The organism is Flavobacterium sp. PL02, assembly GCF_035013205.1.
In the GTDB taxonomy this organism is placed as follows: Bacteria; Bacteroidota; Bacteroidia; order Flavobacteriales; family Flavobacteriaceae; genus Flavobacterium.
Window position 1 is genome coordinate 277,715 of record NZ_JAYGJP010000006.1, and the last position, 12,552, is coordinate 290,266.

General features: G+C 32.2%; 8 protein-coding genes and 1 tRNA gene. 6 read left to right on the forward strand and 3 right to left on the reverse strand.

The features are described from left to right. Positions 1–202: 202 nt before the first annotated feature. The gene (locus tag SHI72_RS17580) at positions 203–484 is read right to left on the reverse strand and encodes a hypothetical protein (protein ID WP_035626556.1); all 282 of its coding nucleotides are present in this window, start codon (positions 482–484) and stop codon (positions 203–205) included. 291 nt (positions 485–775) lie between these two features. After that, positions 776–2,119 carry a sigma-54 dependent transcriptional regulator gene (locus SHI72_RS17585; protein ID WP_323490858.1) on the reverse strand — a complete coding sequence of 448 codons (1,344 nt, stop codon included), beginning with the start codon at positions 2,117–2,119 and terminating at the stop codon, positions 776–778. Positions 2,120–2,560: 441 nt separating this feature from the next. Between SHI72_RS17585 and panB the strand changes: the two genes are divergently transcribed. The 6 genes from panB (at position 2,561) to SHI72_RS17615 (ending at position 11,746) form a co-directional block, all read left to right on the forward strand. Then, a complete protein-coding gene (gene panB, locus SHI72_RS17590) occupies positions 2,561–3,379 on the forward strand; it encodes a 3-methyl-2-oxobutanoate hydroxymethyltransferase (RefSeq protein WP_039116170.1) in 819 nt (272 codons plus the stop codon). Between the two features lie 205 nt (positions 3,380–3,584). Further along, positions 3,585–4,274 (forward strand): RluA family pseudouridine synthase, encoded by a 690-nt coding sequence (locus SHI72_RS17595; RefSeq protein ID WP_039116171.1) that lies wholly within the window; start codon positions 3,585–3,587, stop codon positions 4,272–4,274. Between the two features lie 73 nt (positions 4,275–4,347). Beyond that, positions 4,348–5,676, forward strand: coding sequence for an aldehyde dehydrogenase (locus SHI72_RS17600; RefSeq protein WP_039116172.1), 1,329 nt, complete (start codon positions 4,348–4,350; stop codon positions 5,674–5,676). Positions 5,677–5,873: 197 nt separating this feature from the next. Continuing rightward, positions 5,874–6,671 (forward strand): hypothetical protein, encoded by a 798-nt coding sequence (locus SHI72_RS17605; protein ID WP_323490853.1) that lies wholly within the window; start codon positions 5,874–5,876, stop codon positions 6,669–6,671. Between the two features lie 94 nt (positions 6,672–6,765). Beyond that, entirely contained in the window at positions 6,766–10,794 is a 4,029-nt protein-coding gene (locus SHI72_RS17610) for a PAS domain S-box protein (protein WP_323490854.1), read from the forward strand. 97 nt (positions 10,795–10,891) lie between these two features. After that, a complete protein-coding gene (locus tag SHI72_RS17615) occupies positions 10,892–11,746 on the forward strand; it encodes a neutral zinc metallopeptidase (RefSeq protein ID WP_039117201.1) in 855 nt (284 codons plus the stop codon). Positions 11,747–12,077: 331 nt separating this feature from the next. Here SHI72_RS17615 and SHI72_RS17620 read toward each other — a convergent pair. After that, a tRNA-His gene (locus SHI72_RS17620) sits at positions 12,078–12,151 on the reverse strand. Positions 12,152–12,552: the final 401 nt, after the last annotated feature.

The window sequence follows — 12,552 nt, forward strand, 5'->3', positions numbered from 1 at the left end:
AGAAACTAGACTAGGAGAAGCAAGAGGCAAGATTTAAAGATGAGGAGAAACAAGAGGCAAGACTTAAAGATTATAGATTAAACATTTATAGATAATAGATTTCAAAAAACAACTTTAGTCTTTCTTCTACCTCCTAACATCTTGTTTCTATTCTCTTGGCTCTATTCTCTTAACCCTATTCTCTTGGCTCTATCAGTCTTTCCTAGACACCCGACGCATTAATTTGCTTTATATATTCAGCCTTCAACGATTTTGGAAATAAATCCGAAATCGTACAATGCCGTAATTCCATGAAAGAAGAAACCGAGAAAACGTATACGTTCGAAATGGCACTTTTAGTTTCGTAACTCCCTGTAGTATATAATCGCTCGGCAAGCGCCAGACATTTTTTTGCTCTGACAATATTCCCGCTAATGATTGCTGTCTTAGTGATTTCGGCAAACCGTTCAGCTTGCTTATAAATCGTGGTGACTTGATTTTTCATAAGAATGATTTTTTTTGTTCTTCCTCCCTTATGCCAAAATACATTCCAAAAAAAAACTTTTAACCCAATACACTATAAACTAACACCTTATCAAATTTACTTAAAATTCAGGCATAAAAAAAGCCTATCAAAATGATAGGCTTTTATTGAAATGATAAGGATTTTAATTTTTTAGTTTTGAGTCCCATTGGGACAATATATTTATAGAAAAATTAAAAATTAGTAGACAAACGTTTCGTAATCAAAATATGTATCCCTCCGATGAAGCTTTTAAATTGGAATTTAAAATTATTATTGAATATTGTATTCGTCTAATTTTCGATAAAGGGTTGCAATCCCTATTTCGAGTAATCGTGCCGTTTCGGCTTTATTACCCTTAGTATAATTAAATACCTTCTGAATATGCAATTTTTCTACACTTTGCATAGAGAATGCCGATACACTTTTATTTGTTTTAACTACTTGGTGTTGCATTTCATAAGGTAAAACATCTTGAGTTAAAACATCGCCATTTACCAGAATAACCGAACGCTCAATAACGTTCTTTAATTCTCTAACGTTTCCTGGCCATTGGTACGATTCCATTTTTTGCATAAACCCTTCATCAATAGATAAAGCTTTCTTATTTATTTTTTCAGAAAATTGCTTTACGTAATAATGTGCCAACGGCGAAATATCCTTAACCCTTTCTCGCAAAGGCGGAATTTTAATTTCAAAAATATTCAACCTGAAATATAAATCCGAACGAAAACGGTGTTCTTCACTTTCTACCTTTAAATCTCGATTGGTAGCTGCAATTAATCTAAAATTCGATTTTCTTGGCTTCGTATCTCCAAGCTGAATGTATTCGCTTGTTTCCAGAACACGTAATAACTTAGCTTGCAGTTCTAATGGCATCTCTCCTATCTCATCCAGAAATAAAGTACCACCATTAGCCTCCTCAATATATCCTTTTTTATCTTTAATAGCTCCCGTAAAAGCACCTTGTTTGTGTCCAAACAATTCGCTTTCCAGAATTTCTTTACTAAAAGTGCTGCAGTTTAAAGCCACAAACGACTTACCAACTCTATTACTGTTTTCGTGAATTGCCTGAGCAAAAACCTCTTTACCAGTTCCGGTTTCTCCCATCAAAAGCACAGTCGAATCTGTTTTAGAAACCCTTTGAGCCAAATCGATAACCTGCTCAAGCCCTTTAGATTTTCCTATAATATTATCAAATGAGTATTTATCAGAGATTCGCTTTTCAAGTTGTTTAACTTTCTTTTGCAATTGTACTTTTTCCAAAGCTTTGTATAAAAGCGGGATAATTTTATCATTATCATCACCTTTTACGATATAATCAAAAGCGCCATTTTTCATGGCTTGAACACCATCAGAAATTTTACCGAAAGCCGTCAATAAGATAACTTCTGTAAACGGGAAAGCCGCTTTTATTTTCTGAAGAAAATCAACACCATTTCCATCAGGAAGTTTTACATCACACAACACAGCATCAATATCATTGTGTTCTAACTTTTTGAAACCCGATTTTAAATCTGCTGCTTCAAAAACTTCGAAACCTTCCGAGCGTATAATTCTGGCGAGAAGATGGCGTAATTTTTCTTCGTCGTCAATAATAAGAATATTTTTCAAAATGGGGATTTGTGAATTAGTTTTTCAAAATTAGTTATTTTACCCATTTGTCAATTAAATACTTCCAAATACTTTTTTAGCATAAAATAATCTACCCTTTTATTTAGGAGCTAATCCCGCTGTACACTATATCTTTTATGGCAAAAAAAGCCATAAAAGGATGCCGTTCCCATCAGGGCTAGAAACAAAACAGATTGCTCAGACCCTAAAATATCAACACAACGATAACGCAGAAATACTTTCAGTTACTTTAAGTTTTAAATTGACTTCTGCTAATGCAGGAGGCAATTTATAATTTAGTACATATACTCTTCTCAATTAATTTTACTTCTCATTTTTTATATTCCCTACCAAAATTCATTTTAAAAAAATTCATTTTATTACTTTTACAGATTCAAAATATAAATCAATCCCGATTCTATCGGTACTAAATCATAGATTACAATGTCTGTAGCAAAAAAAGATTACAAAAGAATTACTACCAAATCATTAATTGAGATGAAAGCCAATGGGCAAAAAATCTCAATGCTTACGGCTTACGATTATACAATGGCCAAAATTGTTGATACTGCCGGAATCGATGTAATCCTTGTAGGAGACTCAGCTTCGAATGTAATGGCTGGTCACGAAACTACCTTACCAATTACTTTAGACCAAATGATTTATCATGCGTCGTCTGTAGTAAGAGCTATCGAAAGAGCTTTGGTTGTTGTTGATTTACCTTTCGGAAGTTACCAATCAGACCCTAAAGAAGCATTGCGTTCTGCTATCAGAATCATGAAAGAAAGCGGTGGTCACGCAGTAAAATTAGAAGGTGGAAAAGAAATTAAAGAATCAATTAAAAAAATATTAAACGCAGGAATTCCAGTTATGGGACATTTGGGTTTAACACCACAATCAATATATAAATTCGGTACATATACCGTTCGTGCCAAAGAAGAAGACGAAGCCGAAAAACTAATTGAAGATGCAAAATTGCTAGAAAAAATTGGTTGTTTTGCTTTAGTTCTTGAAAAAATCCCTGCACATTTAGCTCAAAAAGTTGCCGAAAGCATCTCTATTCCTGTAATCGGAATCGGTGCTGGTGGTCAGGTAGATGGTCAGGTTCTTGTAATTCACGATATGTTAGGAATGAACAATGAGTTTAGTCCACGTTTCTTAAGACGTTACATGAATTTATACGAAGGAATGACTACTGCAATTAGCCAATATGTTGATGACGTAAAATCTGGAGATTTCCCTAACTCTGGTGAGCAATATTAATTTTTTAAGGCACTAAGGTTCTAAGCAACAAAGGTTCAAAGGTTTTAAAATTGAATAGCCTCCTGCTAAAGCAGGAGGAATATTTTAAGTTAATCAGGCTTTAGCCAAACTTCTTTAAGGTTCTAAAATGCTAAGGAAATAAGGTTCTAAGGTTTCTTCTTAGCATCTTAGAAACTTAGCCACTTAGGAACTCCAAAAATAAACTATGAAAATCATTTCCAATAAAGATAATCTCCAGGTTCTACACGAAGACAACCATATTATTGTTGTAAACAAACGCGTAGGCGATATTGTACAAGGTGACAAAACAGGCGATAAACCATTATCGGATGTTGTAAAAGAATACATAAAAGACAAATACAATAAACCTGGTGACGTATTTTTAGGTGTAATTCATCGATTGGACCGTCCTACAACTGGAATTGTAGTTTTTGCCAGAACAAGCAAAGCATTAACGCGTATGAACGAATTGTTTAGTAATCGCGAAACTCAAAAAACCTATTGGGCAGTTGTAAAGAACAAACCTGTAGAAACAAGCGCCAAATTGGTTCATTTTCTAAAAAGAAACGAGAAAAACAATACTTCAAAAGCGCATTTAAAAGAAGTTCCTGATAGTAAATTGGCAAGCTTAGATTATACTGTTTTTAAGGAACTTCAGAATTACGTAGCCCTCGAAATTAATTTACATACAGGAAGACACCACCAGATTAGAGCACAACTATCAGCTATTGGATCACCTATAAAAGGAGATTTAAAATATGGTTTTGACCGAAGTAATCCCGATGGAGGAATACATCTTCATGCCCGAAAATTAACCTTTATACATCCTGTAACCAAAGAACCACTTACCATTATTGCTCCTACTCCAGATGAAGTGATATGGAATGCTATATGATTTTTGGATAAAAATCACTTTTATTTAAAATTTTAAAATTAACTTGCATAGTAAAAACTAAGCAGATTTTAAAATGGACTATAAAAATGACATCGGTTACAGAAAAGAGACGCTTAAAAAACTATTGTTCAACATACAAAAAAGCGAAGATTTAATCATTAAAGCTTTGTATGATGATTTCAAAAAACCTGCTTTTGAAGCCGTTCTAACCGAAACCAATTATGTTATTTCGGAATTAAAAGATACCATTAAAAATATTTATCGCTGGGCAAAACCACAACGTGTTTTCCCATCGATACTTAACTTTCCTTCTACCGATTATATTTACAAAGAACCTTACGGAAAAGTATTAATTCTTGCTCCTTGGAATTATCCTTTTCAACTAGCTTTATGTCCATTAATATCAGCTGTAGCAGCAGGAAACAAAGTCATTTTAAAACCATCAGAACTTACTCCTAAAACTGCCGAAATTATAACCGAAATCATCCAGAAAACATTTCACATTAATCATGTCGAAGTGGTACAAGGAGGAGTTGATGTTTCGCAAAAACTTTTAGAGAAACGCTGGGATTATATATTCTTTACAGGAAGTGTAGCCGTTGGGAAAATTGTTGCAAAAGCCGCTGCAGAACACCTTACTCCTGTTACGCTGGAGCTTGGCGGAAAAAACCCATGTATTATAGATGAAACTGCTAATTTAAAACTAGCTGCAAAAAGAATCGTTTGGGGAAAATTTATAAATGCAGGACAAACCTGTATAGCCCCCGATTACATCTTGATTCATAAAGATATGAAAACTCATTTTATAGGATATCTAAAAGATGAAATTAATAAAGCTTACGGCGCAAATCCCGAAGAATCACCAGATTTTGCCAGAATTATAAATACCAAAAACTGGGTACGATTAGATAGCATGATCGAACCTGGCAAAGTGGTTTTTGGAGGACATACCGATGCGAAAAAACTTTATATCGCACCAACTCTTATCGACGAACCAGGTATGGAAAGTAATATTATGCAAGAAGAAATTTTCGGGCCATTATTACCTATACTTGCTTACAAAACCGAAGCTGATATAAAAAACATTATCGAGCAATACGAAAAACCTCTTGCCTTATATGTTTTTAGTGACAACCAGAATTTTACAAAAAGAATAATTACACGTTACTCATTTGGCGGAGGATGCATTAATGATACCGTTGTTCATTTTTCAAATAACAGGCTTCCGTTTGGAGGTGTTGGTCATAGTGGCTTAGGAGCCTATCATGGCAAATTAAGTTTTGATACTTTCTCTCATCATAAAAGCATTGTAAAAAAAGCCAACTGGCTCGATTTACCAATGCGATATGCACCATATAAAGATAAATTAGCGACTATAAAAAAATTATTAGACTGGATCTAAATTTATCTTAGTTTAAACAATCAATTAATCAAAATTATTTTCCGTAACTAAATCAGATAATTGCGTTAAATCATTTTGCTAAAAACCCGATTTTAACTTTGCCGACTTAAAAAATATACTATATTTACTTCTGATATTTTATAAAAAGATAATCTAAAAAAAATCCAAAATATAACGAATAACTACTTTCAAAAATTATGAATCGTACGCAACAACGAATAGAAGAAATCAACAAAATTGGTTATCAATTAGACTTTTCAAATGTATTTAATCATGCTTTCGAAAATTATAAAAAAATAGCGCTTTACGCAGGGTCTATTCTTCTTATTTTTTACTTTGTACTTGCTATTTTCGGTTCGAGTATTGTGATTTCTTTATTTGGAATCGGAAGTCTAACAAAAGAATCTATAGAAAACTTACAACATTTAAAATTATCTGGAAATTTCCTTATAATATATATGACATCTATGATTTTATTGGCTGTATTTATTGCTCCCTTTACTGCTGGGTTTTTAAAAATGGCCGATTGTGCAGATAAAGACAAAGAATTTAATTTTGCTACAATTTTTTATTACTACAAATTACCATACTTAACAAACATTATAGGAGCTACTTTTATTATATCGGTTATAAGTATCGCCATATCAATAGCGACAGAAATGATAAATCTATCAATTTATGGAACAGTAATTTCATTACTAATTTCGCTTTTTACTTACCTAACAATTCCATTAATTGTCTTTGGAAATTTTAATGCCATTAATGCTATTAAAACTAGCTTTATGCTTGTTTCAAAACAACCTCTAATTCTTATTGGGTTATTAATTGTTGCCGGAATCGCAGCAATGGTAGGATTTATAGGATGCTGTATTGGGGTAGTTTTTACCCTTCCTTTTATTTATTCTATGACCTATGCAATTTATTGCGCAATTATCGGTGTAGATGCATTAGACGAAATTGAAGAATCTAAATCAGGACCAAAAACATTTTTATAACAGATAGAATTGATATAATAATTTCTCCAGGAATCTATTTAATTAAACCTAAATTAACCAAAAATCTATGGTATTTTACTGTAGTTTTATAACAATGATATCCTCATGGCCAAACCTAACAGGCTTGGCCCATAATTTATTGTTATTTAGCGACGTAAACCTCCAATGGATTGTTTCTTACAATAATCCTAAATTTCCTGCACTAGGACTGGCTTTATTGGGTTTTATTATTTTTTTAGGTTATCATTTTTTTAATATAAAAAAGCAATTAGGTAATTTTATCGAAAAAGAGAAAGAAAATGATACTACTGATAAAGAGTATCTTCTTTATTTTTTGTTTTTTGGGATTACCATTATTGTAATGGAGATTGTTAATGAGCTATTTAAAATTAGACCAAAAAGCTTACTTATCATTAATACCTCGATTGGTCTTTTCTTTTTATTATTCTACTTTATAACTAGTAAAGTTAAATACTTACGTAAAAAAGTACAATTTATCTTCATTGTATTATTTTTACTATTCTTTGGTTATATATTACGCAATATCATTTCTCTTCCTAATGATATAACCCCAATAATTAGTTTTGTCGTAGCCTATTACTTTTCGTATACTATTTTAAAACCTATAAAATTATATTGGTTTTTTACAGCCTTATTATTTTTGTTTTTAGTTGATGTTACTATTTCACATTCTATTCCTTTAAAAACATCTGTAATTTTAATTAATTTTTCTCTTATTGTATTTGTTGTCAACTACGTAAAATATGCTGTTTTATTAAACGAAAACGACAAATTTCGGTTTTCTAACGAAATAGTACATAAAGGAAACTCTCTTACAATTGCCAGTAATCGCAAAGGAGAAATCTTATTTTGTAGTGAAACTATAATCGATATTTTAGGATATTCACCCGAAGCAGTTATGGGAATTGGATTCTGGAATCTTACAGAAGATCCCGAGTTTATTGGCGAAGATTACCATTTAACTTATATCGACAACAAACTCTACATCCGTAAATTAAAATGTAAAAACGGAGAATATAAATACATTCAATGGAAAGATAAAAAATTCTCAGAGGACCTAATAATTAGTATAGGACAAGATATAACGGAGCAAATAAACACTAAAGATTTATATAAAAATCTAATCCAGACCGCTACCGATTTAATTTTTGAAGCCGATGATGACGGTAACTTTACTTTCATCAATGAATTTGCAATTTCATCATTAGGATATTCAGAGTCAGAAATTATTTCTCATAATTATTCAGAATTCATTCACGTTGATTACACCATAAATACGGTGAATTTTTATGAAAATCTGGAAGAAAACTTAAAGAAAAAGGAAAATGATTTTCCTGCTATAGAAATTCCGTTATTGAAAAAAAATAGCGAAGAATTATGGGTTTCCCTAAAAGTAATTATCCGTAAAAATGATGCAGGCCAAATAATTGGTTATTCAGGTATTGCCAGAGATATTACAAAATTAAAAAATATTGAAAACGAGAATAAGATCAGGCATGAAAAAATTGAAGATTACAATACTGTCTCCAAAAAATTATCGACCACAAACTTCAGTAATTACGATGACATAGATAGTGTTGTAGAACTGATCATAAAAGAAGCCGCAATTGTTTCTAAAGCCAATCGGGTTAGCCATTGGAAATATACTGAAGATATAATTACTTGTACTAATTTATTTAGCGTAGACAATCACAAACTAGAGAAAAAAAAGATTTTAAAAAGAGAATTATACCCTATCTATTTTAACTCAATAAAAAACAAAACCATCATCAATGCTCCAGATGTTTTTAATCATTTAGAAATATCAGAATTTACAAAAGAAGCTTTCTTAATAAACGATATTAAATCGATGCTAGATGTTCCTATTTTTACGAATGGACAACTAACAGGTATTCTTTGTTTTGAATCTACCAAAACCAAACGGATTTGGGATAATGAAGACATCAATTTTGCCCGAACCATTTCGGATATTATTTCATTAGCAATTTCTTCGCAAATGAGGTTAATGACCGAGAAAAAATTAGAATTCAAAAGTCAGCTATTATCCGCACTTGCTTTATGTACCGAAAAGTTTTTACTAAGCAAAAGCACTTCTAAAATGTTTGAAGAAACCTTTGAAATAATAGGAAAAGCTACAAAGGTGGATCATATGTTTTATTATGAAAAAAATAATGACACCCATCTTGTAAGTCAGAAATACAAATGGGCAAGAGAAGGAATTACTAAGCAAATCACCGAATTACGAGGTTTTACCTCCGATAATTTACATGAGATATTCAATCAGGCTCAAAGCAAAAAAATCTTAAATACACTAACCAGAAAACTTAAAGATTCGTTTTTTAAAGAGCTATTAATAGCCAATGAAATCAAATCAATCTTGATACTTCCGTTATATATTAATGACGATTTTACTGGCTTTATAGGATTTGATGATTGTACAAATGAAAAAAAATGGTCTGAAGACGAAATTTATATTTTACAATCGCTTGCTAATAACGTTTCTTCGACCTTAGAAAGAAACAGAAATGAAGCTAGAATTCACGAAAGTGAAGAAAAATTTAAGCTAATCGCTAATAATATTCCTGGTACAGTTTATTTATCCAAATTTGATGAATTAGGCTCCAAAGTATTCCTAAACGATGAAATCGAGAATTTAACCGGATATCCAAAAACTGAGTTTCTCGAAAACAGATTATCCTTTATTTCCTTAATGCATCCAGAGGACAAAGAAAACATCATTAAAAACCAAATAAATGATTTAAAAAGAGGAATACCAATACATTGTGTTTACAGAATACAAAGAAAATCTGGCGAATACATTTGGGTAGAAGAATTTGGTGATGTAATTAAAAAAGGAAATACAATTGATTTTGTTGGTGGAATTTATTTTGATATTACAAGCAAAAAAGAAACTGAAGATGCTATAAAAGCAAAGCAATTAGCAGAAGCTGCAAATAAATCAAAATCAGATTTCCTGGCAAATATGTCTCATGAAATCCGAACACCTTTAAACGGAATTATTGGTTTTACAAATTTATTGATGAAAACTAATCTTCAGGAAATTCAGCAAAAATATATGATTACCGTTAATCAATCGGCTCAATCATTGCTAAATATTATAAATGATATTCTTGATTTTTCTAAAATAGAAGCTGGAAAATTAGAACTAAATATCGATAAATATGATATTAGAGAAATACTCAATCAAGTAGTCGATTTAATATTATACGAATCTAATCTCAAGAAACTTACATTAGAATTAAACATAAACGAAGATGTACCAAATTGCTTTTGGATTGACGTACTCCGAATAAAACAAATCCTGATTAACTTACTAGCAAATGCCGTTAAATTTACCGAGAAAGGAACTATAACACTAAATGTGTCTGTACTCGATAAGATTAACGATACATACACAATACGCTTTTCGGTTTCTGATACTGGCATTGGGATTCTTGAAGAAAATAAAAAACGAATTTTTCAAGCGTTTTCACAAGAAGACAGCTCGACCACCCGCAAATTTGGAGGTACAGGATTAGGATTGACCATTTCTAATAAACTACTTAGTTTAATGGACAGCCATTTAAAACTAGAAAGCAAACTAAATATTGGAAGTACTTTTTATTTTGATTTAGATATAAAAAGTTGCGATACATATGTGCCTTATCTTTTCATAAATGAGACCGAAAACAGCAATAGTACTTCTACTTTAAACAAAGACCTACTCACTAGAGAAATAAAGTTCCTTGTTGTAGAGGATAATAACGTGAATAGATTATTACTTAGAGCCACTATAAAAAACCTATTTGTAAATGCTATTATTTACGATGCCGAAAACGGTGAAGAAGCCGTTAGATTACACAAAGTAATTAATCCAGACATTATTTTTATGGACATACAAATGCCTGTCATGAATGGATATGAAGCTACAAAAGCAATACGTAAATTAAAATCAGGTAAAAAAACCCCTATAATCGCAGTAACTGCTGGTGCGGAAAAAGATGAAAAGCAAAATTGCATCAATGCCGGAATGACTGGTTATATATCTAAACCAATTATTAAAGGCAGCATCGAGAAAGCTATAATTAAATCGATTTCCTAAATAGTAAAGAAATAGAAGATAAAAGCTACTATTTCAAAAAATATCAATAAATTCGTGTACATATAATTTCGAATAAAAACATTAAAACCATATAATTATGAAATGGCAAGGCAGAAGACAGAGCGATAACGTTGAAGATAGAAGAGGAATGTCGGGAGGTGGAAAAACTCTTGTGGGAGGTGGAATCATCGGAATTATAATTTTACTAGTAAATGTTTTTGGAGGCGAAAATGCGCAATTAATAACTCCAGTTTTAGAACAAATGCAAGGTTCTCAATCAAACCAAACCGAAGCTGCCGCTCCATTAAGTAAAGAAGATGAAGAAATGGGCAACTTTGTTAAAGTAAATCTCGCCGATAATGAAGATATATGGGGCAAAATATTTTCGGAAAACGGAATGACATATAAAAATCCAAAACTAGTACTTTTTAGAGGATCTGTAGAAACTGCTTGCGGTGGAGCTACATCGGCATCAGGACCTTTTTATTGTCCCGGAGATCAAAAAGTATATATGGATTTAGCCTTTTTTGAGGAACTAAAAACAAGATTTGGTGCCAAAGGTGGGGACTTTGCTATTGCATACGTTATAGCGCACGAAATTGGGCATCACATACAAACATTACTAGGCACATCGGCAAAAATGCGTAAAGCCCAAGAAGGCAAAAGCGAAGCTCAAGCTAATAAACTATCTGTAGCATTAGAACTTCAAGCTGACTTTTATGCAGGAGTTTGGGCGCATTACAATCAGGCAAATTTAGATCCCGACGATATTGATGAAGCTTTAAGCGCAGCAAATGCAGTTGGAGACGATGCAATACAAAGCAAAATGCAAGGACGAGTTGTTCCGGACTCTTTTACACACGGAACATCAGAACAACGCAAATTTTGGTTTATGAAAGGGTTTAAATCTGGTGACATCAATCAAGGTGATACTTTTGCAGAAATTAGATAAAAGATTTTTTCTCTAGAGAAACAAGCGACTTAAAGCAGTTATTGAAAAATAGCTGCTTTTTTTATGCAATGTTATCTTTCTACAAAACTCTCTTTCTCCGAAGCTTGTTTACCCATAAACTTGCCTTTCCGACGAAGATGTTCTTTTTAAACGCAAAGCACACAAAGAAAAAAACGCAAAGATTCACAAAGCTATTTATTAAACTTTGCTATTCTTTTGAGTTCTCTACAAAAACCTTTGTACCTCTGCATCTTCCTCACCCCTTTGAACCTTTAAAAAAAACTAAACGCACAAAAAAAGCCTTGAATTTCTTCAAGGCTTTAAATTTCTGGGTGGATGACCGGGTTCGAACCGGCGACCCTCGGTACCACAAACCGATGCTCTAACCAACTGAGCTACAACCACCATTTTTGCTTAGCGAGTGCAAATATAAAGTAAAACTTTACTTCTACAAAGAAAAAAATAAAAAGGTTCACTAAACTATTTATTAAACTTTATGAACCTCTGCATAACCCTTTGCGCTCTTTGCAGTTAAATCTTTTTTGTATAAGACAATCTTTATCCCTTTGAATCTTTAGAATCCATTTTAAACGCAAAGCACACAAAGACAAAAAAACACAAAGGTTCGCAAAGCTATTCATTAAACTTTGTGTAACCCTTTGCACTCTTTGCGGTAAAATTTTGGATCAAGAACAAAACCTGGGGAGGAATGTCAAAATAAAATAAGAACTTTGTAATCTAAGAATTTGAGATGACTCCTATAGACCTTTTAAAATTTATGCTGCCTGATTTTTTAGTAGAACACT